The organism is Flagellimonas meridianipacifica, from assembly GCF_003001695.1.
GTDB lineage: Bacteria > Bacteroidota > Bacteroidia > Flavobacteriales > Flavobacteriaceae > Flagellimonas > Flagellimonas meridianipacifica.
Map to the genome: position 1 here is coordinate 127,348 of NZ_PVYX01000001.1, position 25,387 is coordinate 152,734.

17 protein-coding genes are annotated in these 25,387 nt (G+C 43.5%); 5 read left to right on the forward strand and 12 right to left on the reverse strand.

The features are described from left to right. Positions 1-105 precede the first annotated feature (105 nt). The 10 genes from CLV81_RS00575 to CLV81_RS00620 form a co-directional block, all read right to left on the reverse strand. A complete protein-coding gene (locus CLV81_RS00575) occupies positions 106-624 on the reverse strand; it encodes a DUF3347 domain-containing protein (protein ID WP_106143136.1) in 519 nt (172 codons plus the stop codon). A 16-nt stretch (positions 625-640) separates the two neighbouring features. After that, complete coding sequence (locus CLV81_RS00580) at positions 641-1,096, reverse strand: heme-binding domain-containing protein (protein ID WP_106143137.1); 456 nt, start codon at positions 1,094-1,096, stop codon at positions 641-643. Then, a complete protein-coding gene (locus tag CLV81_RS00585; protein ID WP_313790274.1) occupies positions 1,097-1,795 on the reverse strand; it encodes a DUF3347 domain-containing protein in 699 nt (232 codons plus the stop codon). It lies immediately after the preceding gene. Between the two features lie 5 nt (positions 1,796-1,800). After that, a complete protein-coding gene (locus CLV81_RS00590) occupies positions 1,801-4,212 on the reverse strand; it encodes a multicopper oxidase domain-containing protein (protein WP_245911872.1) in 2,412 nt (803 codons plus the stop codon). A gap of 362 nt (positions 4,213-4,574) precedes the next feature. Then, on the reverse strand, positions 4,575-5,030 hold the full coding sequence (locus CLV81_RS20695) for a hypothetical protein (protein ID WP_211297976.1): 456 nt from the start codon (positions 5,028-5,030) through the stop codon (positions 4,575-4,577). A 22-nt stretch (positions 5,031-5,052) separates the two neighbouring features. Continuing rightward, positions 5,053-6,909: an efflux RND transporter periplasmic adaptor subunit gene (locus tag CLV81_RS00600; RefSeq protein WP_106143138.1), complete on the reverse strand. Its 1,857-nt coding sequence runs from the start codon at positions 6,907-6,909 to the stop codon at positions 5,053-5,055. 18 nt (positions 6,910-6,927) lie between these two features. Then, positions 6,928-8,193, reverse strand: a complete 1,266-nt coding sequence (locus CLV81_RS00605) for a TolC family protein (RefSeq protein WP_106143139.1) — start codon at positions 8,191-8,193, stop codon at positions 6,928-6,930. Next, a complete protein-coding gene (locus tag CLV81_RS00610; RefSeq protein WP_106143140.1) occupies positions 8,186-12,025 on the reverse strand; it encodes an efflux RND transporter permease subunit in 3,840 nt (1,279 codons plus the stop codon). The genes CLV81_RS00605 and CLV81_RS00610 overlap by 8 nt, the downstream gene beginning before the upstream one ends. 104 nt (positions 12,026-12,129) lie before the next feature. Further along, a complete protein-coding gene (locus CLV81_RS00615; protein ID WP_417935386.1) occupies positions 12,130-12,546 on the reverse strand; it encodes an HYC_CC_PP family protein in 417 nt (138 codons plus the stop codon). 76 nt (positions 12,547-12,622) lie between these two features. After that, on the reverse strand, positions 12,623-13,066 hold the full coding sequence (locus tag CLV81_RS00620) for a hypothetical protein (protein ID WP_106143141.1): 444 nt from the start codon (positions 13,064-13,066) through the stop codon (positions 12,623-12,625). 191 nt (positions 13,067-13,257) lie between these two features. On the opposite strand from CLV81_RS00620, the gene CLV81_RS00625 reads away from it, so the two are divergent. Next, entirely contained in the window at positions 13,258-15,492 is a 2,235-nt protein-coding gene (locus CLV81_RS00625; RefSeq protein WP_106143142.1) for a TonB-dependent receptor family protein, read from the forward strand. Between the two features lie 54 nt (positions 15,493-15,546). On the opposite strand, the gene CLV81_RS00630 is transcribed toward CLV81_RS00625, so the two are convergent. Next, positions 15,547-16,131 carry an RNA polymerase sigma factor gene (locus CLV81_RS00630; protein ID WP_106143143.1) on the reverse strand — a complete coding sequence of 195 codons (585 nt, stop codon included), beginning with the start codon at positions 16,129-16,131 and terminating at the stop codon, positions 15,547-15,549. Positions 16,132-16,244: 113 nt separating this feature from the next. Between CLV81_RS00630 and CLV81_RS00635 the strand changes: the two genes are divergently transcribed. From CLV81_RS00635 to CLV81_RS00650, 4 genes are all read left to right on the forward strand, one after another. Then, the gene (locus CLV81_RS00635; RefSeq protein ID WP_106143144.1) at positions 16,245-17,411 is read left to right on the forward strand and encodes a FecR family protein; all 1,167 of its coding nucleotides are present in this window, start codon (positions 16,245-16,247) and stop codon (positions 17,409-17,411) included. Positions 17,412-17,508: 97 nt separating this feature from the next. Then, on the forward strand, positions 17,509-20,772 hold the full coding sequence (locus CLV81_RS00640) for a SusC/RagA family TonB-linked outer membrane protein (RefSeq protein ID WP_158259049.1): 3,264 nt from the start codon (positions 17,509-17,511) through the stop codon (positions 20,770-20,772). Between the two features lie 25 nt (positions 20,773-20,797). Next, positions 20,798-22,126, forward strand: coding sequence for a tetratricopeptide repeat protein (locus CLV81_RS00645; RefSeq protein ID WP_146129796.1), 1,329 nt, complete (start codon positions 20,798-20,800; stop codon positions 22,124-22,126). Between the two features lie 95 nt (positions 22,127-22,221). Continuing rightward, positions 22,222-24,753 carry a fused MFS/spermidine synthase gene (locus tag CLV81_RS00650; RefSeq protein ID WP_106143147.1) on the forward strand — a complete coding sequence of 844 codons (2,532 nt, stop codon included), beginning with the start codon at positions 22,222-22,224 and terminating at the stop codon, positions 24,751-24,753. 48 nt (positions 24,754-24,801) lie between these two features. Here CLV81_RS00650 and CLV81_RS00655 read toward each other — a convergent pair whose 3' ends face one another. After that, on the reverse strand, positions 24,802-25,347 hold the full coding sequence (locus tag CLV81_RS00655) for an RNA polymerase sigma factor (RefSeq protein ID WP_106143148.1): 546 nt from the start codon (positions 25,345-25,347) through the stop codon (positions 24,802-24,804). Positions 25,348-25,387 lie beyond the last annotated feature (40 nt).

Sequence of the window (25,387 nt, forward strand, 5' to 3'; positions counted from 1 at the left end):
CAGGATTTTGGTTTTGATTACAAATTTTTCGCGTTATACCAGTTAAAGTAAGGGCTTCTGTGACCAATCGACTTCTAATCTTCCCTTCCCCAACAGATGTGCCTATCATTGGATTACTTCTTCTACCTTTCCACAGCTTAACATCCGCGCCCCATAGTAGGGATTGCGGATATTTTCAATAGAAGAGAGCCAATAAGCCCCTCCATTGAGTGCCATTGGGCAGAAATCCTTATAGATTTTTCCCGATGTAACGGTTCCTTTCAACAAGGCTTCCATTTCATTACTTAAATCGGAAAAAGCCTTTCGCTGTCTCTTTATATTATCCGTAGCAGCGATTTTTTGCGTGGCCGATAATGCAGCATCGGAACCCTCGACTTTTTCGAGTGCTTCGTTCAACATTACCGCTCCCTTTTGGGCATCGCCCGAATTAGAGCCGACCAAGTCATTTTTTATATGCACGTATTGTTCGTAGGCATTGGCGATGTTTTTGTCGTTAAATTCCAACTCGACCAGTTTGATTTCCATCTTGCTATGGTCATGGTTCAGCTCTATTTTGTGTTGTGCGTAGCCCATTGTAGTCCCCAACATGAGCAGGGTTACTGCACCATTTTTTAAATTCTTCATTTGTTGAATTTTTAGTTTATAAACTGTCCTTTAATTTTGAAACCCAATCGAGAACGGTGTTCCTCTCGTCCTCCAAAAGTTTTGCTTCCCTATGAATTAGTGTGTAAGACCAAAGGGGCATTTCTCCATTTTCTATCTGACTTATGATTGATTTTAACTTGCTGTTCTTTCTTCTGTTTGAATAATCAGCCCATTCGTTAAAATTCAATTCTTCCTTGCCATGGGTAACATGATCCTCCAAAAACCAGGCAACGGGTTGCACTTTGTTGTACCAAGGATAATCCGTGTTGTTGCTATGGCAATCATAGCAAGAGGTTGTGATGATGCGCTCCACTTGTTTCGGTACATCGTTTACTAGTATAAAATCAGTTTTTGGTATTGTGTTGCTTTGGTTTTGGGAAGTGGGAAAAAACTGAATCCCCACAAATCCGAGCAAAAGCACAAACACTATTATTTTTAGGCTTTTCTTCACTTAGTTGATTTCCTTTTGTACACTTCCGCAGCTCAACATTTTAGCCCCATAATATGGATTCTTTATTTCCTTCGTAGCACTCAACCATTGCGCTCCTTTGTTATTATTGTACATGGGGCAATAGGCCTGATAAAGCGTTCGATCTGAGCCTGTGATCGCCAAAAAGTCAATGACATCTTTGCTCAAGACGTCAAAATGCTCCCGCTGGTGCCCAATCTCACTTTTCGCAATATGCTCGGCGTGCTCGGTGGCGTCTTCAATGATTTCGTTCAACTCAGCCTGTTGATTACTGGTAAATTTGCTAGAATTAAAGCTTTTTAAGCTGCTCTCGAGTCTTTCCCCTGCCATCGCTGCCCCGTCTTGATCGTCAGACGCCAGGGCATTCTTTAGTGCAAGGTAGTCAGTTACTATATCAGACGATAGCATTGTCATTTCGTTATGAGGCATATCACCGTGATCCATTTGGGAGTGATCTTCCATAGTCCCGTCCATGTGGCCACCCTCCTCCATTTGTTCGGTATGGTGCCCTTCTTGGCCTTCCTGCTCTTTTTTCTTGTCTTTACAAGATGTGGCCGTTAGGGCTATCATCACTATGGCCAAAATTCCAGTTTTTACGTTTGCTTTTTTCATTTTGATTTGATTTATGATTAATATCGATTGTTTAAAACGTTCCTCAATTTTTTGTTCATACAGGTCCATAAAGGCTAAAATCGGACCAATAGACCACCACCCCAGCCATATCGATTGTTATAATTCCCTTGTAAGGAAAAGTTGCGGGAAAGGATATATGAAACTCCCACCAACCATTGTGTTTCACTTTCATAAGAGCTATCTCCTAAATCATTGACCCATCCAAAGTCTGCTCTATATTCATACTCACCTTCCAGAAAAATTCTTGGAAAAAGCAAAATTTCCCTGTCCAGACGTACTCTTGGGCGCAGTTGATGGTCCATACTCACATCTATATTGAACCTGTAAGGGGAAAAATATTTTACACCAACAAGACCAACTGTATTGAATTCATCAAAAGAATTTGGTAATTCTGTTTCTGTATTAACACCTACATAGAGACGTACCCAATCATTTAGGTATCTATCATAGTTCACTTCGGCTTCAAGATTTCTATCATAATCGAACTCTGCCCTTAAACCAAATCCATTTCGGATATTGCTTGACATAAAAAAGAGTTCGTTAAAATTTGAGCCTGCACGCAACAATCCCCAAGAATAGTAATGGTCTGTTTCATCAACGAGGTTTTGAGCGGGAAAATCCTTCATCCTTACATCCCTTGGGGTATCATAACTGAATACTCTTGCCATACCACCCATCATATGATATAGGACGTGACAATGAAAAATCCAATCACCATATTCTTCGTTGTAGAACTCGATGACCACTTTTTGCATTGGTGGCACATTAACGGTGTGCTTCAATGGTGAACGTTCGCCATTTTCGTTAATTACCCTGAAAAAATGTCCGTGAAGGTGCATCGGGTGGTGCATCATTGTTAGGTTGTTAAGCGTAATACGGGTCACCTCGCCACCCTTGATTTTAATATTATCGGTCTCTGAAAGTGGTACGCCATTCATACTCCAAACATAGCGTTGCATATTTCCGGTAAGGTTTAACAGAATATCGTTTATGAGTAAATCAGCCTTGTAGGTGGTATTTTCCTTCGCTTTTAAGAAATCATAGTTAAAATAGGTTTTACGTGTGCTGTAATCAAAGGATGCGGTATCCTTCTGCATCATAGACATATCGTGACCCATATGGCCATCCATCTCATGCGACGGTTGGGTGGATTTCATTGACATCGTATCTTTTTTCATTCCTGCCATACCGTCCATCTTTTTATCCGTCTCCATATGCATATGATTTTTATTCATATCCATAGGTTTTTGGTCTTCCATTTTCATTTTATCGTCCATTTGACCATTATTCATTGACATCTTATCGAGCATTCCCATTTGCATCTGCCCATCCTTCATATTCATCTTCATTCCGTACTTCTGCATCAAATATTTGGGTGTGTTCTTCTTTTTGTTGCCAGCCATTGCAGGTGCCCCCATTTTCATATCCATTTTGGCCATTTGCTTCATCATTGCGACTTTGTCCGGTCTCTCCATTCTTTTTGCTGGATATAGCGTTCCCTGACCCAATCGTAAGGAAGTGCTTCCAGACCCGTCCTGTGTTGTAGCGGTAACTTCTAAAGTACCATCGGGAATGGTTACGATAACATCGTAGGTTTCGGCAATACCAAATAGAAATCGGCTTTTGGATACGGGTTCCACATCGATACCGTCACTTGATACAACCATAGGGTTGCCACCGCCAAAGTCCATCCAATAATAGGTAGAGGCAGATGCATTGATAAAGCGAAGCCTTACTTTTTCACCTGGTTTGAATTCTGGATATTCTGCTAACGACTTTCCATTGGTTAGAAAGGCGGGATAGTAGATATCGCTAATATCAGCTCCTTCCATACGGTCTCTCCAAAATTTCAGTTGAGCACCAAAAGCACCTTCTGAAATGACTCCACTCAATGGTATTGCTGTACCTTTTTTAACTTGATACCACTCGTTACCTCTTTTAAGGTTTCGTAACACGTTCAATGGTTTTTCGTTAGTCCAATCAGAGAGTAGCACCACCAAATCTTTATCATATTCCAAAGTTTTTTCTTTTGGACGAATGATAATAGACCCATACACACCTTTCTGTTCTTGCAACATTGTATGGGAATGGTACCAATAGGTACCTGATTGGTTGATTGGGATTCTGTATTGAAAAGTCCCTCCTGGTTCTATTGGTGGTGTATTCAAATAAGGGACACCATCATAAAAATTGGGAAGGATTAAACCGTGCCAATGCACTGAGGTTTCCACGGCCATTTTATTGGTAACGTTGATTATGGCAAGGTCTCCCTCGTTAAACTCTAAAACCGGTCCGGGAATACCACCGTTGATGGTCATCGCATTGGCAGTGACCCCTCCAAGCATCATTTTATTTTCTTCAATGGTGAGGTTATATTCCTTAATAGGTCGTCCTTCTTCTTTTCTATCTTGCCCGTTGGTTCCTACTTGGGCAATAATTCCCGAACTTGAAATGAGGAGTCCCATTGACATTGTAATTTTCCTCAACATATTTTTCATTTCAATTTTCAAATTCATAATACCCCTTCGTTTGTATATCTATTGTCTTAATTACTATTGAAGTTGTCTCTTTTACTTTCTGTACTGAAAACATAAGCTTGGGGTGGGCAACCTTTCTTTTCAATCAAAGGCTTTTTTATCACTTGGAACGGTTTAACCATCCCTTATACTTGCCCCGGCTAATGAGATTATCAACACGAGGACACCAACGCCCAAAGCCCACCAGTACATGTCCATCATATCATGTTTTGTGTTCTTTTCTAATCATTTTTAGCATGTTTTTGTAAGATGGTAATCGAAAAAATTCCAATTTGCTATGGAAACTTCTCTTAATGGTTCATTCGGCCAACTTCTTTGAACTTTTTAAAATTATCCTCTGATTCGAAATAGGCCACTTTACCTTCAACGTCCATAAGCACAATAAATGCCTCGGTTTTATCTACTCTTTGTTTGCTAAAAGGGTCTATGCCAATTCTAGCTTCATCATTGTTGTTCAACGTCTTAACGCACATTTGACAACAACCATAGTAAGTCTTTCCATTGACGGGAACAGGCATCTGTAGTTTTCCCATATAGGCATCGTTCACCATACAGACCAGTTCAGTGGGCACTTGTGATCCTACCCGATAATTTTGGGCCATAGTCATCTTGGGCTGCGCCTCTTTGTTCTTGTTTTCGACCGTTGTCGGCCGTGGGTCCTCTGTATTCTTTGTTTTTCCTGTCTCAGTTTTACAGCCCATTAGAGCAACGGCGGCAAATGCATAAACAATTACATGTTTTATCATATTTTTAGGTTTATTTTAGGACTTATTGATCTATAGTCGATTCTGTCGTGCCACAGGTCAACATTTTGCCTCCCATGTAGGGATTTTGAATCGCCTCTTCCAGGCTGAGCCAATAAGCTCCCTTGTTATTGTCCGCCATCGGGCAGAATTGTTCATAGATCTTTTGGTTGACCCCGAACAGTCTAACACCTTTTGACAAATGGGCCGATAAGTGTTTGAAATGCCCCCGCTGTTCTTCAATATCCGCGGTTTCACTTATTGATTTCGAAGAACTCTTTATTTCCTTTGAGATTGTCATCCAATGATCGTGGGCGCCATGATCCGTCAATAATTTCATATCTACTTTCGCAAGGAAATCCAAGAGTGCCCCGGCCTGCGTTTTGGCCATATCCCCGTTATCCTTAACAAGGGCATCCTTGATACTCAAATAGGTATCAAACACATTTTCCAATTGTCCCTTAAATGTCTCAGAGACCTTTAGACGCCTATCCATCGCCGAATGGTCCGTCTTAGTTTCCATTTTGGAATGGTCCATGGAGGAATCGTCATCCATGGTCCCCTTTGTGTTGTTTCCATCACCCATATCCATTGCCCCATGGTTGTGTCCGGTCATCACGACTCCGCCCTCGGGATTCATCATGCTCTTTTGCCCTACCAGTTGAGCGGAGGCATCGATTCGAAAGACCCCATTTGTGGCAACGACCTCACCGGCTTCCAATCCCGATTCAACGATATAGTAATCCCCCATGTCCGCACCTAGTTCAATTTCTCGAAACACGAATGATATGGTTCTCTCGTGGGGCACTTTGACATATACCACGGCCCGCTTTCCCGTCCAGAGTACCGAGGATTTTGGTATTATAATGGCGTCCTCAACATTGGACATCTCTGCCGTGATACGACCATTGGCATACATTTCCGGCAACAATTTATTGTTGGGGTTTTTTACTTCCACCCTTACTTTTGCCACTCGGGTACTCGAAGAAACAAAGGGGTCCACATAGGTGACCTTTCCAGTAAAGGTCTTTCCAGGGAGTGCCTGTATCGCGAAAGTCACCTTGTCATCGATATTGATCCAAGGAATATCGGATTCATAGGCTTCGAACATGACCCAAACCGTACCCAAGTTGGCAATTTCAAAAAGCGTCTGTCCTTCCATGATGTAATTCCCCAATTCAACGTTACGTTGCATAACGTAACCCGAATGGTCTGACAAAATATCTATCTGCTCCTGAACTTTTCCAGATTTTTCAATGGCATCAATTTGTGCGTCGGACAGCTTCCAAAGCTTCAGTTTGTTTCTTGAAGCTGCATATAGTTGAGGATACACCTCCTTGGATTTGATGGTTTCAAAGAGTTCTTTTTGTGCGGAGATCAGTTCCGGGGAATAAATGCGCACAATCTTTTGCCCGGCATATACCTTTTCCCCAGTAAAGTTCACATATAAGCGCTCTATCCTACCAGGAATATGGGAAACTTGGGAAAATAAAAGACGTTCGTCAGGTTTTACCCGGCCCAACAAATGGATCTCTTTGGCTGCATCCGACTCTTTGACGACCGTGGTCTGTATGTTTGCCAATTGTATGGCTTCCTCCGTCATCACTATTTCATTGGAAGCGATACTTTCCGAAGCATCCGATTCCTCAAGAGGAATCAGTTCCATGCCACAAATGGGACAATTACCAGGTTTTTCCATTTTAATCTGTGGATGCATGGAGCAAGTCCATAGTTGGGTCTCCGGGTCCTGGACATATTCATGTTCACCATCTTTATGGGAATTCTCGGAACCTCCTCCTGAAAAAAGACTCCCTATAAGTATACCAACAATCAGAATGCCGGCAGCGATGAAATAATTTTTGTATTTCTGAAAGTATTCCATGTCTTGATTTTTTAGCGTTTAATTTCCTAGTAAGTAATATATGAATGCCACTGCGGCATTTTTATCCGTTAATGCCTTTTGATAGGCCAGTTCATATTGCAACAATTGCCTTTCTATTCGCAATACCTCCTCAAAATCCTTGGAATCCGTGGAATACGAGGTAATGAGGATGTCCAGTACCTTCTTGGCAATTTCAGATTGCCTTTTGTTAAGGGCAATCCTTCTATCCCCGTCATTGAAGTCCTTGGAAGTGTTCTCGTATATAGTGTTGAGGCTGTTTTTCTTGTCTTCCTTTTTTAGCATCTCGCCCTCTTGTAAATATTGCGCTTCCTTGACCATGGCCCTGTACTTTTTGCGGTACAGGGGAATCGAAATGCCGACCGATGGGAACAAAAAGGCATCTTCTCCGTTATCCGCCGCCGTTGACAAGGGGTTTTCCCCGACAATGGTGTAGCTCAATCCCACATTGAATTTGGGCATCCCCTCTTTTTTAGCTACCACTTCTTGATTTACAAAAGCATTTAACCTATGTTCAATGGCCTTCAATTGATGATTGGACGTATATATCTCATCAACGATATCCAATTGGCCTTCTGGCAGCCCGTCTTGCCACAAAACCTCCGGTATTGCTATTGGGTCCTGTGCATCTGTATTCAATAAATTATTGAATTTTACCTGTAAAGCGTATTTCATATCGCGGAACAAGGCCAATTGGTTTTCAAGGTCGTTCAGTTCTAGTTCCACTCTGAGCTCATCCACCACAGAGGCATTCCCCGCCTCTATTTTCACCAAGGACAAATTTTTGAAAATCTTGAGGATTTCTATATTCTCCTGGGTAATCCCAATGGCTTTTTCTATAAAATAATAATTATAATAGGCTGTTTTAACCTCAAAGAAGAGATTGGACTTTGAGTTCTCAAATTCCTCAAATTTGGCATTTGCCAACTCCGTGGCCACATCTTCTCTTGCGTTCAATAAACCAAACCATGGAAAACTTTGCGCCAGATTAAAACGCCATTCCTGGGGACCTACCCTAGTCTCCACGGGCTGTATAAAATATCCAAAGGCGACGGTGGGATCGGGCAAGGAGCCCACTTGGGGAACCTTTTCCATTGCCGCCATATAGTCATTGAACTTTCCTTTTAGTCCGGGATTTTTTTCAGCCGCAAGCTTTAGGTAGCCTTCGAGTTCAGATTGCCCGAATACGCAAGAACCTAATGCAAAAACGAATAGCATGAAAACAATGGTGTCCTTTATTGAAATAATCTTTGTTGATCTAAACATCGCTTTCTTTTAATTGTTTTATTAAATTTTTCTCTTTCCACATACTGTATAGTACCGGCACAACGAACATGGTCATTACCTGTAACAACATGCCACCGAAGGTCGGAATGGCCATGGGAATAACTACGTCCGAACCTTTACCGGTAGCGGTAAGAACGGGAATCAGAGCGATAATTGCAGTAGCTGCTGTCATCATTGCCGGACGGACCCTTTTGGAGCCCGCGTGCAGAACGGAAGTCCGTATTTCCTGTATGGTTTTGGGCTTTTCCTTTTCAAAGGTCTGCATGAGGTAGGTCCCCATAATGACTCCATCGTCCGTGGCGATGCCAAATAGTGCTATAAAGCCGACCCAGACGGCTACGCTCAGGTTTATCGTGTGCAGTTGGAACAGGTTTCGCATTTCTACACCGGCAATACCGAAGTTCAAGAACCAATCCTGGCCATAGAGCCAAATCATGATAAAACCACCGGCAAAAGCAACGAATATTCCCGTGAATACCATTAGGGCCGGGGTCATTGATTTAAACTGGAAATACAATATCAACAAGATGACGATCAATGAAATCGGCACCACAATCATCAATCGTTTTGAGGCCCTTATCTGATTTTCATAGTTGCCCGTAAAACGATAGGTTACCCCCGCAGGCAGCTGGAACTCACCACTTTCCATTTTTGCTTCGATCAACTCCTGGGCATCCTCTACTACATTCGTCTCGGCATAACCTTCCTTCATATCGAAGATGACATAGCCGGTCAAGAAAGTGTCCTCACTTTTGATGACCTGGGGGCCTCGGACGTATTCTATATCCGCTAATTCTCCCAGTTCTACCTGAACACCTGCGGGGGTAGGAATCAATATTTTCTTGAGGTCATCAGGGTTGTCCCTAAACTCCCGAGCATAGCGAACCCGAACAGGAAACCGCTCCCTACCCTCTACCGTAGTGGATAATTGTCTACCTCCTACTGCCACGGACAGTTGCATTTGCATGTCTTTGATTGTCAAGCCATATCGTGACATCGCCTGTCTGTTCAACTTCATTTCCAAATATGGTTTGCCAACCACCCTATCGGCAAAAACGGTAGGCGGGTTCACACTAGGGACTTCCTTTAGGATATTCTCCAGTTCAAAGCCCACTTTTTCGATAACCTCCAACGTAGGTCCGAATACCTTAATGCCCATAGGTGCTCGCATACCCGTCGAAAGCATGATCAATCTGGTTTGTATGGGCTGGAGTTTTGGTGCCGATGTAAGCCCGGGAAATTTGGAGTGCTTGACGATTTCATTCCAGATATCGTCAGGTCTCTTTATCTTTTCCCGCCATTGCCTGAAATTTTCTCCGTCCTTATCCAGTATGAGCTGCTCAACGCCAATTCTCCTAAATTCATCTTCCCCGTATTTATAGGTGGACCCATCCTTCAGTACAAAGGCATCTTCATCGTTTACCTTAAAGCGCATCCGATGGCCATCCTCGTCCAAAATATATTCGGGCAAATAGTTAATGGTGTTCTCGTACATGGAGGTGGGCGCAGGGTCCAAAGCAGAATTTACACGTCCCCATTTGCCCACGGCGGATGCAATTTCCGGTATGGAATTCAAGTGTTTGTCAACTGTTGCAATGACTTCCATGTTTTCAGTAATGCTCGAGTGCGGCATGGTGGTCGGCATCAATAGGAAAGAACCCTCGTCCAGTGCGGGCATGAACTCTTTGCCCAGCCCAGGGAACGTTTTGTCCAATTTATCCCAGACAACATTGTTTTTAGCAAATTCGGGCATAAACCCAAGAACTTGACCAAACCCCAACCAAATGTTCATCCCAAGGAAGACAACAAAGATGGGAATGAACAAAAACTTCCATTTATTGTTCAAACACCAAATCAAGATTCTCTGATAGAAATGCACGATTGCCATCAAGGCCCCAAGGACCAATCCAACAACCAAGATTACAAACATGAAGTTGATAAATGTCGAGTTTGCGACTCCCAAAGGCATCCATTCGATGGTCAATAGGTACACCAAAACAACAATGGCAATTGCAATGTTGATGTAATTGGCCAGTTTTTCAGAATAGGGCAATCTGATTTTCCCGCCAAAACCGTTCCAATTTGGTACTTGGGTCAATAGATTATTTATCCCAATGGCAATTAGGGCTATTGAAAGAAAGCTGCCATATGCAATAAGGGAAACAAGCCCAAAACCAATTAGAATGGCATTGAAAACCCTACTGGTTCTTTTGGTGTCTATTCTGATCGAAAACATAACTTTTGCCATCGCCGGAATGAACATGATCCCGATGAACAACGCTGAGACCAAGGCAAAGGTTTTGGTCCATGCCAGGGGCCTGAACAATTTTCCTTCGGCTGCCTGCATGGCAAATACAGGCAAGAAACTCACCACCGTAGTGGCGAGCGCCGTAATCACAGCGGTTGCCACCTCCACAGTGGCCACATATATGAGTTGAACCAGTTTCTTCCCCTTGGCCCCACGGTTTTCAGGCATTTCCAAATGCCTGACTATGTTTTCGGTAAAGACTATCCCGACATCGATCATTACGCCAATGGCAATGGCAATGCCCGATAAAGCCACAATATTGGCGTCCACCTTAAAATATTTCATCAGGATGAACGTCATCAACACTCCGACAGGCAATATACTTGAAATCAATACCGATGCCCTGAGATTAAGTACCAGGACGATTACAACCAGAATGCTTATCAATATTTCATGGGAAAGGGCCAATTCCAAAGTCCCCAAAGTTTCTTGGATAAGCCCTGAACGATCATAAAAGGGAACAATGGTTATCTTTGAAACCGTTCCATCGGCCAGGGTTTTTGATGGGAGACCTGGAGCCACTTCCGCTATTTTGTCCTTAAGGTTGTGGATTACCTCCTGTGGGTTTGCCCCGTACCTGGCAACTACGACCCCACCAACGGCCTCAACACCACTTTTGTCGAGACCGCCCCTTCGTCCCGCTGGGCCAAATTGTATTTTAGCAACGTCCTTGATACGAATGGGAACATTGTCCCTTACGGTGACAACGCTTTCCTCAAGATCCGATAAGTTTTTGATATACCCTAAGCCCCGAACTAGATATTCGGCCCTGTTGAACTCCAAAGTCCTCGCGCCGATATCAAGGTTGCTGTTCTTGACAGCGTTCATGATCATCCCTACATCGACATTGTTGGCCTTCATGGCATCGGGATCGATTTCAACCTGATACTCCTTTAAGAATCCACCGATGGAGGCCACCTCTGAGACACCGCTGGCCGCAGTTAGGTAATAGCGCACGTAAAAATCCTGGATTGTCCTAAGTTCCTGTGGGTCCCATCCACCTGCGGGCTTCCCGGTTTTGGGGTCCCTACCTTCCAAGGTGTACCAGTACACTTGGCCCAGGGCCGTGGCATCGGGTCCTAAGGCAGGGGTTACTTCATTGGGCACTGTACCTGGCGGCAGCGAATTCAGTTTTTCCAATATTCGGGTCCGACTCCAGTAAAAGTCCACATCGTCATCGAAAATGATATAAATACTGGAAAGACCAAAAATGGAATTGCTCCGGATGGTCTTTACCCCTGGAATACCCAATAACGCGGTGGTAAGCGGATAGGTAACTTGGTCCTCTATGTCCTGAGGTGATTGACCCATCCATTCTGTAAACACAATTTGTTGGTTCTCACCTATATCGGGAATGGCATCAACAGGTACCGGACTTCTGTCCATCCAAGAAAGTTCCCAGTTGAACGGGGCCGTTACGATTCCCCCAAAAACAAAGGCAAGGAGGAGCATAAATGTTATCAACCTGTTCTCAAGAAAATAACGGATTGTTTTATTTAGCATGGTATTTGATTATTAAATAATTGAAACTTGTGTTGAAAAATTCAACAAAAACGTACGTAGCCCCTGACGGTCAATCAACGGGCAATGTATTCAACTATTTAAGATCAAATAAGGAAAGTCTGGTCCAGAATCAAAATATCCTTTACCAACAAAGGTGGTGGATAAGTATTAAAAGATGTGTTGTTGTCAGTTGATTTGACGAACAGATTAAGAAAGGAATACGCATAGGAAGCAAGGAACTGTAGTTGCTCAAAGCTTAGACTTTCAAAGGTTATGTTTAATTTGTCCTGTCCATCAACCGCAAGTAGTTCGTCCTCACAACAGTCTTTTTTTGAAAAACCTGTTCCATCCGAATACATCAGATTTGAACCTTCGATATTACAAGATTCCGCTTCGCCAAAGAAGGAGAAATCAACCAAAACATCACAACAATAATGTTGCTTTACCGTATAGGAAAAGGTAGAAAACAGCACAATCAGTGCCATTAGAAAGGATGATATTTTAAATAGAATCCTCTTCATTCAAGTGACAAAACTACAAAAATTTTAACATGAAAACCGTGTTTAACATAATTTTAGAAACGGGAGGACGGTCGTATCATTCCTTTTGAACAACAGATTCAGCGATATTCAACACAAATTCCACAAGATCTTTGATTTCCTCTGGAGGGTTGCCATGATCAAAGCCGGGGGATTCGTAGGTGCGCTTTTTTAAGGAGATTTTTAATTTGGCGTGGGGGGCACCGTCAGCCAACCTTTTATCCGACGGGGGCTTCAAATAAGGCATCCCTTTCAAGGGTAAGCCTTCCAACAGTTCAACCAATTTTGCCCGTTGTTCATTTTTGATTTCCAAACTATCGGCGGTCTTGTGATTTCGCGTGGCGTGATAGACAAATATCTTATGCTTAACCACTACTCTTCTGGACATTCCTCTGGCAATGGCCCGGTATTCTATGACATAATCATCAAGTTCCTCCTGTGAAAAAAGAGAGAAATTTAAAAAGAGCACCATAAAAAGGGCAACTTCAATTTTGGCCATCATTTTTGTTTTTTGTTTTTCAAAGGTAGCCAAACAAGAACGTCACTAATCATGATATTGGTCATGGTGGGAATTTCGCACCATTGAAAAAGAAGACCCAAAAAACTAGTCGGAATCCTTCAAAATTATTTTGCCGTCACTAAAAACATCCCTAGGTTTGCAATTTATTTTTATCTAATCTAAATAAATATTAAATGCGGAATTTCTTGTTATCGGCCTCTGCGGTCCTGTTGGTAGCGCATAATAGCGTTTCCCAAGAAAATGAAATGGAAAAGGATTCGACCACAACTGGAATCGAGATGCTTAATGAGGTGGTAGTCAATGGAAATGCAATACTGGGGAGCGAATTCGAAGCAAGGAACAGGACGGGATCGGCTCAATTTATTTCAGAAAAGGAATTGAAAAGATTTGGTTACACCGATATCAACAGAACGTTGAAACGAGTTCCCGGGGTCAACATATATGAGGAGGATGGATTTGGTCTACGACCTAATATCAGCCTAAGGGGCACTTCACCCGAAAGGAGCGCAAAAATCAACCTTATGGAAGATGGGGTCCTAATTGCCCCTGCCCCCTACAGCGCACCTGCGGCGTACTACTTTCCCACTCTTGGCAGAATGCAGGCCTTGGAAATTCTAAAGGGAAGCAGTCAGATCCAATACGGCCCAAATACGACGGGTGGGGCGATCAATATGATCTCGGCACGGATTCCCGATCAATTTGGCGGTCAGGTTTCCCTATCCGCTGGCAATTACAACTCAAGGAACACCCAAGTTGTCATCGGAAATGATTTTGGGAATTTTGGATTTGTAAGTGAGTACTACAATTACAATTCCGATGGTTTCAAAAATCTGGACGGGGGCGGTAATACAGGTTTTGACAAATCTGACTACTTGGCAAAATTCCGAATAAATACAAATGAAGATGCCAGAATCTACCAAGCACTTGTATTCAAAATCCAATTTTCCGAGGAACGGGCCAACGAAACCTATTTGGGCTTGACCGATGCTGATTTTGACCTTGACCCGTATCGAAGATATCGGGCCTCTTCCGAGGACGTCATGGATTCAGAGCACCAGCAGTACCAATTCACGCATTTTCTTAAATTTTCTCCGGTATTCAGTATCAATACCACTGGATACGTGAACAAATTTAAACGTAATTGGTATAAATTGGACGACGTCAACCTGGGGCAGCGCGTTGGAATAAGCACGGTGCTCTCAGACCCTACCACATATAACATGGAATACGCTGCACTGCTGGGAAATACGGATACGGCGGCCGACGTGTTTGGAATTAAGGCCAATAACAGAGCATACCTTTCTAGGGGCATACAGTCCATTGCCAAGCTGCGCTGGGGAACGGATTGGGTCCAAAGCCTGGAGTTGGGGGTCAGGTACCACTCCGACGAGGAAGATAGATTCCAATGGGTGGACAGATATGCCTTCTCAAATAATAATCTCATACGCACAACAGTGGGGGCCAAGGGAGCCAATGCAAACAGAATCAACAATGCCAAAGCACTTTCGGCCCATGCGTTGTACAAACTAAATATCGGTAGGTTCACATTGACCCCGGGCCTACGATACGAGAACATTAAGATGGGGAGAATAGATTATGGGACCAACGACCCGACAAGATCGGGCACGGAGCTTTCAGAGCGATTCAACAGAGTGGATGTTTGGATCCCCGGAGTAGGGGCAAATTATACCTTTACCAATAGCCTGTCCGTTTTTGGCGGGGCACACAAAGGATTTTCTCCTCCCGGAACCGTCGACGGCCAGGATGCCGAAAAAAGCATCAATTACGAACTGGGAACCCGTTTTAACCATAAGGGAATTCGTGGCGAGGTAGTTCTGTTTTATAATGATTACCAAAATCTGTTGGGCAGCGATCTAGCCGCTAGTGGGGGCACCGGCAGTCTGGATCAGTTTAACGCGGGGGCTGTGAGGGTCAGTGGGGCGGAACTGTTGTTGGATTACAATCTCCTGAAGAATACTTCTGAAAAATTCAGGCTTCCGGTGTCCTTTACCTATACCTTGACGGATACGGAATTTCTAAGCTCCTTTGAAAGCGACAACGACATATTTGGATCGGTCACCGCAGGAGATGAAATACCCTACATAGCGAAAAACCAATTCAATCTGAATTTGGGACTGGAACATGAGAGATTTGTCCTTGATGTAGGGGCACGTTACACGGATGCTTTCAGAACCCGAGCTGGAACTGGCACTATTGCACCAAATCTAAGGGTGGAATCGAATTTTGTAATCGATATGACGGCAAAATATTTTTACAACAAACATTTTGTGTTTTCCGCCAATATCATAAACCTGTTGGATGAAGTTTACGCGGTATCAAGGGTTCCTGCCGGTTTAAGGCCTGGACATCCCTTTGGGGTCAATTTTTCAATGGCCTATGGGTTTTGACATATGGGAAGTTGTTGAACCGGGATATGGGACCAGTCGATGGTTTCCAGCAGCTTAGTACAAACGTCTGACGGCCAAAAATAGCACTTGGATTTTTTCATTTAACCTGTCCCTTAACGTCCTTAGAGCTTTGGTCAGATGCCCCTCCACAGTTTTTACGGAGATGCCCAAGTGTCCGGCAATTTCTATGTTGGTCAGACCTTCCATCTTGCTCAACCTAAATATTTGGCCACACCTATTGGGAAGTAGGTCAATCTCATTTTCCACCATTCTTATTTTTCGCTGTATTTCTTCCTGTTGGGCTTTTGAAACAACATCGTCCAAAGTATCGGCGAATGCTTTTTCCAGTAAATGGGTTTCTTTCTTGTATTTTTTTATATGGTCCAAGAACCCGTTGCGAACTGTTTTGTACAACCACCCTTTAATCAACACACCTTCCTTTAAATTCTTCCTTTTATTCCATAATTTAAAGAATGATTCTTGCGTCAGGTCCTTTGCCAAGGATTCGTTACGGCATAAACTTTGGGCGTAGCCGATAACCTGATCATAATAGCATTCTATAATAATTTCAAAGCCTTTATCATCTATGGCAGAAGCTGTTACCGTTTCGAAATTCCCATTTTGCAACACAAAATCCATAGGCAATTTTAACAAAAAAAAATATCATTGACGTTTTTTATCGTAAAAAACGAGGGTTTTATGGTATTCAGTCGTTTAAGGGATATCTATTGATTTTTCTTTAAAATATACAGATGAAAAATAGGGATATAAAAATTATCATCCATAAGTTTTTAAACTATTCGGCCACGGAAAAGGAGATAGGGTTGTTAATTGATTGGGCCAAAGAAAATAGATTGGCCTTTCGCCAAGAAGTAGAACTTCACCATGTAATAACGGGGGCAACGAAAAAAGAAAAGGCGGAACATTTGAAAGAAGAACTTTTGAAGAACTTCCATCAAGTAAACGCGGTTAAAATACGACGTGGGAAGAACCGATTGTTCAAATACGCGGCCATCTTTGTCGGTCTCATTACGTTTGGCATGTATTCCTATTATACTTTTATCGATTCAAAAACGACTATCCCTACACAAGAAGTAACGATTACTTTGGAAGATGGTTCCACAAGGGAAGCCTTGAATGAAGAAAATTCTGGTATAGTTTCTAAATCAAACACTTACATCGTAGAACAAAAAGGCACTAAAATTTCCTACAAAAAACTGGCTTCCAATCAAAACAGTGAGGGTCCCCTGATATATAATACGTTGGAGGTGCCCTATGGGAAAAAGTTTCAGGTAACACTGTCCGATGGAACGGATATTTATTTGAATTCCGGATCTTCCTTGACCTACCCGGTGGTCTTTAATGATGGAGGACCCAGAAATGTAGCATTACGGGGCGAGGCATATTTTACCGTTACCTCAGACTCGCTAAGACCATTTTCGGTAAGCACAGGACATCTGGAAGCCAACGTTTTGGGAACTGAATTTAACGTTTCAAATTATGCCGACGACAGCCATGTGAAAATCGTATTGGTGGAGGGAAGCCTTTCTGTCGATCAAAGGGACGTTTCGGATGGCAAGGCGGTGTTAATGGAACCCAATCAATTGGTTTCATACTCCAATTCCAATAAGAAGCTGTTCCTGGAGAATGTCGACATCAGTAGCTATGTCTCATGGAAAGAGGGCGTATTGCTGTTCAAAAACGAAGATTTCCAGAACATTATTAAGAAACTTGAAAGACATTATGACGTCCTAATTGAGCTCAAGGATTTAGGAGTGGGCAAGGAAACGTATACCGGCAGGTTCAAAACGGAAACTATAGAGGAAGTTTTAGGTGCATTTCAAAGGATTAAGCACTTTGACTTCACTATCACTAAAGAGAAGATAACAATAACCCTAAAAAATAAGCCTATGAACTGAATAAACCAAAAAAAGAATCAGGGATTGCGCTAACAACCCCATGATTCCAAACAAAGTTAAAAAACTGATTGACCAATTTTTAAACTATCTCAAAAGTATGAAAAACGCACTATGTAAAAACTATTTTACGACCAAAATAGACCTGAAAATGAAGATTACCGCGCTGTTTTTGTTTATTGCATTGTTCCAATTACATGCAAACGACGCGTATTCGCAAAAATCCAAAATTTCAATCAATATGGAGAATGCCACAATTGGGTCCATATTTGATGAAATTGAGAAAAATACGGACTATAATATCCTGTACAAGACTTCAGTTTTGGACATTGACAAAAGGATTACGGTCAAAGCGGACAAGGTGAAAATCGATACACTTATGGACTTGATTCTTAGGGACACCAAAGTGTCATTTGAAGTCAGGCGAAAGCTAATCGTATTAGTTGAAATCAATGAGAAACCCTTGTCGGATCCATCGCCCTTACCTCCGCGGAGCACACACATTTCGCAACAAACTGTTACCGTTACAGGTTTAGTTACCGACCAGGGAAACGTTCCGTTAGGCGGGGTGAGTGTCGTCGTTAAGGGTACTACCAAAGGTGTTTCCACCAACTTTGACGGAGAGTATGAGATTGAAGCTTCCGAGGGGGATATACTTGTGTTCTCCTATATCGGTTTTGCCAAACATGAAGTGGAAGTGACGCAACAAACGGCCATTAACGTAATCATGAAGCCCGATATGATGGATTTGAACGAGGTGGTGGTCACAGCGACCGGTGTACGCCGTAAGGTGGAAATGGGAAACTCAATTGCCAATCTCAATGTGAGCGATGACGTGAAGCAAAGACCTATCGGCAATGTTTCCGATTTGCTCCAAGGCCAGGCCAGTGGTGTCCAAATTAGTAGCAGTGGGGGTTCTGCGGGCATGGGTTCGCGAATCAGAATCAGGGGATCCAATAGTGCATCATTATCCAATGAGCCGGTAATCTATATAGATGGCGTTTTGATAAACAATGAGGCAAATTCAATTTCGTTCGAGACCGGAGGGCAGTCCCCGTCACGTTTGAACGATATCAATCCGGAAGATATCGAATCGATAGAAATTATAAAAGGCCCTTCTGCGGCAACACTCTATGGGTCCATTGCTGCCAATGGCGTCATAAGAATCACTACGAAAAAGGGGAAACAGGGAGAGCCAAGATGGTCCGCATTTCTAGAAAGCGGCTTGGTTGAAGATGTAATCACGTACCCTAGAAACTACCAAGCACTTGACGCTGATGGAAATCCAGGCTTCAATTTTGAGGCAGCGGAAGGCACCTTTGTACCCAGTGTGATCAACTCCTTCCAACCTTTGAACGACCCTCGCACCTCGCCGTTTCGCACAGGGCAGTCTTATGGTGCCGGGCTTAGCGTTTCAGGAGGGTCGGAAGCACTCTCCTATTTCCTTTCAGGAAACATAACCGATTCCGAAGGCGTACTTCCCGTAAATAATATACAACGAACCAATTTCAGGGGGAATTTTGGGGCAAAGATTACAGAGAGTCTAAAGGTCAATTTGAGCACAGGCTATACGAACAGCGACCTTGAACTTCCCTTGAACGATAATTTCGCATTGGGTCTGATGGGGCAGGGCCTGAACGGTACACCATCAATTGATATCAACAATGGTTGGGGAGAGTTCACCCCAGAGGAACTATTTACTATTGATACCCGCCAAAGAATAAATCGCTTTACCACAGGACTTGAAACGCTTTGGCAACCGAATGAAAAACTAAATATCAGGATTGCAGGTGGGCTTGATTTCACATCGCGGTGGGACAGCCAGTTCTTTCCTACGGGTGAAGCACCTGATTTTCTAAATTACGATGAAGGGGCCCGGTTCTCAAACAGGTTCAATGATTTTGTCTATACCTTAGATGCCGTAGGCTCATTCAAAACCGATCTAAATGAAAACATAAACTCTCGTACCTCTCTTGGGTTCCAATATTTGCAGAATCTTTCGCAGGGTACTTTTGCAACGGGCTTACAATTGGTAGCTGGAAGCAATTCGATTGCCGGCGCCGCAGTTACCCAAAGCAATGAACAGACTATCGAATCACGTACAGTCGGGGTGTTTTTGGAAGAACAGGTAAGTTTTAAGGACAAGTTATTTGTCACAGGAGCCGTAAGGGCCGATCGAGGTAGCTCTTTTGGGGCTTCATTCAGTTCCATTTTTTATCCCAAAGTAAGTGCTTCCTGGCTAATATCGGAAGAAGATTTCTTCAACAACTCAGAAAAATTCGGCATCAGCTCACTGCGGCTCAGGGGTGCTTGGGGTGCATCAGGGGTGCAACCAGGGACCAATGACGCCCTAAGATTTTTCAATCCCATTGCCGCTACATTGGATGGCCAGAGCGTCACGGGAGTTACGATAGGTAGTGTGGGCAATGAAGATTTAAGTCCTGAGGCATCCACGGAACTTGAATTGGGCTTTGACGCCAAGTTGCTGTCCAATCGGGTAGGTCTAGAAATGACCTATTTCTATAAAAAAACACGTGATGCTTTAATATTCCGGCAATTACCATTATCCCTTGGAGTAGGCGAAGGTCGTTTTGAAAATTTGGGGTCTGTCAAAAACTCAGGGCTTGAAATAGCGCTCAACACCAGGATCATTGAGACGGATAAGTTTTTCCTAGGATTGGATATCGTGAGCTCATTCATTGACAATGAGCTGGTTGAACTGGGTGAAGGGATAGAACCGGTCATATTTGGCCAGCAACGCCATGTCGAAGGTTTTCCGCTCGGTGGCTATTGGGATGAAACGTATACCTTCAGCGATGCCAATGGTGACGGTTTCATTGGGCAGGATGAGATACAGGTAGGTGAAGTGGCCTATTTGGGCACCCCTTTCGCGACTACCGATATTTCCTTCACACCGGTACTAAGCTTTTTTGAAAATCAATTTGTAATAAAAGGGCTATTAAACTATCGGGGCGGGCAAAAGCTCTACAATAACACTGGTGCCTGGAGAAACGGGAACAGTAATAACCGTGAACTGAACGACCCAAATGCATCATTGTTCGATCAGGCGAGGGCCGTGGCCTCAAAATTTTTGGGTACCAATGCGGGGTATATCGAGGACGCCTCTTTTTGGAGACTTCGTGAAATATCTTTGACATACAATACACCCAACAGTTTTTCAAACAAATTGGGTTTTGACCGAATCAGCCTGACACTTTCTGGGCAAAACTTAGGTGTTTGGACCGATTATACCGGGCTAGACCCTGAAATAAGTTCTGAAGGGCAGGCCAACTTTACCACAGAGGAGTTTCTTAGCCAACCCCCTGTACGTTCCTGGAAAGCCAGACTAAACCTTTCGTTCTAACTAAAATTAAAAGAAAATGAAAAAGATGTTGAAAACAAAAAACAACCTAACCAATTTGTGCTTTAGTGCACTTGTACTAATATTCGTTACATTGTTGAGCATATCTTGCGATTCAATCGTAGAGGTGACCGATCCTGATATAGTTACTCCTGAGTCGCTTGACAATGAGGCTGGCTTACAGACCCTCCGTGCAGGATCCTTGGGCGATCTTGCCGTTGCAATGAGCGGATCGGCCGCAGGCCATGGGGCAACTACGGGACTTATTGTTATGAGTGGACTTATGGCTGATGAATATGATTACTCCGGTACCTTTCCCACCAGGCGAGAGGCTGATACCCGAAACCTTCAAGATATCAACTTTGATATGAACAGGATATATGGAAATCTTCATTTAGCCAGGTCCGGGGCCGAGACGACCATTGACCTTCTTGCCAATTTTGGAGGAGACCCTGAAATTGAAAGCGAAATGCAAAGTATAGTCGGCTTTTCCTATATTCTATTCGCAGAAACGTTCTGTGGCGGAATTTCTTTCAGTAAAGCTCCTGCTGATGGGGGTGACCTTATCTTCGGTGAACCATTGAGTAAACAAGAAATGTTCACGACAGCCATAGATTGGTTTGACCAAGCCATGACCAATGCAAGCGGTAACGACAAATTGGCCAACGTGGCCCGAGTCGGTAAGGCACGTGCATTATTGGGTCTTGGCCAGATTGATGATGCGGCTAACGAAGTGGCAACCGTACCTACGGAATTTGTTTACAACATAGAGCATTCAGACAACAGCCGAAGACAAGAGAATGGAATTTACATCATGACCACTGTTCGACGTCAATTTTCCATTGCAGATGGTAAAGGTGGCAACGGCTTGATGTACAGATCTGCTATGGATCTCAGAGTACCTTGGGACGGTGGAACGGAGTTTGGTCAAGATGATATTACCCTCTATTACAACCAACTGAAATTCAACTCCTCCAGTGCACCAGTTGCCTTGGCCTCGGGAATAGAGGCACGGCTAATCGAAGCGGAGGCGGCTGCGAATGCCGATGACGCCGGCACCGTCCAAGATATTCACAACGGGCTTAGGGCTACAATGGGTCTATCAGATTTAGACCTTACAGGAATTAGCGGCGATGACCTATTGTTGGCCCACTTCGCAGAACGTGCCTTTTGGTTGTTCAGCACTGCCCACCGGCAAGGGGATCTCAGAAGACTGGTCGATGTTCATGGAATGCCCGCGTCAGAAGTTTTTCCATGGGGAGATTATTTCAAGGGAGGGCAATACAGTGCAAACCTTAAATTTCCCGTGCCACAATCCGAATCAAACAATCCCAATTATGTGGGTTGTTTGGATTAGCGACGTTTTGGATAATATCAATAAAGAGGCCTTTAAAAAGGCCTCTTTTTAATTTATTTTTATTACGTTCCAAGTAGGACCTGGCACATATTTTTATGAATAAAGAAATTCGTACGAAAGCACCTTTATGTGCTGACCATTTTATTTTGCTTTGCATATTGTTCTTTCTCTCCGGTACTGCCGGCCTAATATTCCAGGTGATTTGGATGTACAGGCTGGGTCTTGTTTTCGGGAATGCGGCATATGCTACCGCCGCAACCTTGTCCGCTTTTTTTCTTGGGCTGGCACTTGGAGGATGGTTTTTAGGCCGTGCCTCTGCCAAATTTAGGAGGCCCCTTAAGATGTATGGACTTATGGAGCTGGGCGTTGCGTTGACGGCTTTGTTGTTTGTTCCGGGTCTGGAATTCTATGAAATGTACTATGCGGAGAGCATTTCTTTTTTAGGGAATTCAAAGGGGATTCTTTTGCCAATGAAATTTATTTTCTCGGCCTTACTGCTTATACTTCCCTCTTTTCTTATGGGAGGTACTTTCCCAGTCCTGTCCCAGTACATTGGAAAAAATCGTACTCAACTTTCAAAACGAGGGACCGCTTTATATGCAGTAAATACAGTTGGGGCCGCCCTGGGTGCATTGCTGACCGGATTTTACCTCATTTTGGAGTATGGGGTAAGCTTTACATACTACCTGGCCGTGGCCCTGATGTTCTCCATAGGCCTTCTTGCCGTTGTTCTGGATAGCCTGTCAACACCTACCACCGTTGTTCGAAAAACATCAAGGACCTCCATAGCTCAGGGAAAATCTTTTGGAGGTCCGTCCAAACTGGGCAACCTCCAGTTTATCATAGTGGCCTTTTCATCAGGGGCACTAGCATTGTCGGCAGAAACATTATGGACCCAGATGTTTGCCCAAGTTTTGCAGAATTCGGTGTATTCCTTCGCTCTAATCCTTGTGGTGTTCCTTCTGGCGTTGGGGATGGGGGGCTTTTTATCACATCTACTGGTAAGGTCAAGAATGGGGTCAAACCGCGTTATAGTACTTCTATTGAGCATAGCAGCGGTATTCATCGGAATTTCCCCAACTATATTCAACCTTGCCACAAACGGACTTGAGTATGTAGCAATGGGCGCCTCTTGGAACACTTATGTATGGGCCGTTTTTAAATTGGCTCTTTTAGTTGTTTTGCCACCTACGGTTGTTTTGGGCGCAGTATTCCCTTTCTTGCTGAAAGCAGCTCCGGTTACCAATAGGCCGGCAGGGCGTATTGTAGGTGTGCTGGTGTTTTTCAATTCGCTGGGTAGCTTTGCCGGCCCAGCAATTGCGGGCTTTGTATTGCTCGATATCCTTGGACTGTGGAACAGTGTAAAGGTTATTGCCATTTTCTATGGCATCCTTGCTGTTTGGGTGTTTTTTTCTTTTTATGGCGAAAAGAAAAATGTTCGGTTGCTATTGCCGATTTTAATTGTGTCGGGGATACTTCTTTTGAAAAATCCTCCGTTGTTGCGATTGGAAACCGATGAAAAACTATTGGATTCATGGCAATCCAGTGATGGAGTGGTTTCCATCGTACGTAAATCCAAAAATATTCAGATGCGTTTGGATAACTTTTATGTGCTTGGGGATTCGGAATCGGTTTTGGTCGAACAAATGCAGGCCCATGTACCACTCATGATACATCCCGCCCCGAAAAAAGTGGCTTTCTTGGGTATGGGCACGGGAATTACCGCTGGGGCGGCACTTTACCATGATGTGGAAAAGGTCGTGGCCGTGGAATTGGTATCCAATGTCATTCCCGCTGCACAAGGCTATTTTTCACCTTGGGCCAATGGGCTCTTCCAAGATAGTCGGGCGAGCATAGTGGCCGACGACGGCAGAAATTTTCTTTTGGGCACCAAGGAACAGTTCGATGTCATTGTGGGCGACCTTTTTACCCCTTGGCATGCTGGCACGGGAAGTCTTTACTCCCTTGAGCATTTTGGGCAGGCAAAAAAGCGGTTGGGGGCCGGTGGGGTCTTTGCCCAATGGTTGCCCCTATACCAGCTTACCCCTGAAAACTTCTATACCATAGCCGCCACATTTGCGGCAGTTTTTCCCCATGTGACACTTTGGAGGGCCGATTTTTCCGCCACCCGTGCAAGCATTGTGCTAATTGGCCAAGAAGCTGGTGTACAGTTGGACGAGGATACCCTACGCCGCAATATTGTGCATGTCACCGGGGGACAGGACAATCAGGACAAAAGTCACATGGCCGGCCTATTTTATTTGGGCAACCTGAACAACATTGGAAACCGTTTATCCCATGTTGAACTGAACACCGATGACAGAAGGGCGATCGAATTTAAAGCCCCCATATTATCACAACAGGCCAATGCCGGGCGTGCAAACTATATCGTGGGCAAGGAGTTGGCAAACCTGTTTGTGGAGATTTCAGATAACTTTTCCCGTAATGACCCATATCTTTCGGGCCTACCAATTGACGAAATTAAATTTGTAGAAGTAGGGGCTCTATACTTTCGCTATCTTCAATATATAGACCAGCGGAAAGATGTGATGGCAAAAAAAACATATGACAAGATACAAACATTGGCACCTGGCTTTTTAAAGAAGGATATAAAAGCCGGTGAATAACGGGTGACGAAGAAACTTGACGGACCCAACCAGTGCCCAAAAACCAGTTCAGGTTTTTTTCAAATGCTCCCTTAGCGTTTTAAAGGCATTGGATATATGACCTTCCACCGTCTTAATTGAAATCTTCAAATATTGTGAAATCTCCTCATTCGTCAGGCCCTCCCTTTTGCTCAATATAAAAACCTCCTTGCACTTTTTCGGAAGGGTTTCTATTTCTTTTTTCATTTTTTCAATAGCTGATTCCAATTGCATGGTATCTTCTTGAAAAAAGGCATTTAAGGCAGTTGTGGAAAGGGTGTCCAAATAGTTCATTTCCTTCTTCTTTTTCCTATGGTGATTGACAAATTCGTGATAAATGGATTTGTATAAAAAGCTTTTTAAAGAAGTACTTATGTTAAGCATGCCTTTTCTAGCCCATATGTTGAGAAACACATCTTGCAATAGATCTTCGGCAACAGATTTTTCCTTGGTAAGATTGAGCGCATATAGATATAGAACAGTGTAATATTTATGGACCAAAATTTCAAAGGCACGCCGATCCCCCTTATTAAGGCCAATAATCAAGTCATACTCGTCTCCATACTTTAAATTCATATACTCAAATAACAGAGTTTTTACAATATCCTAAATATTT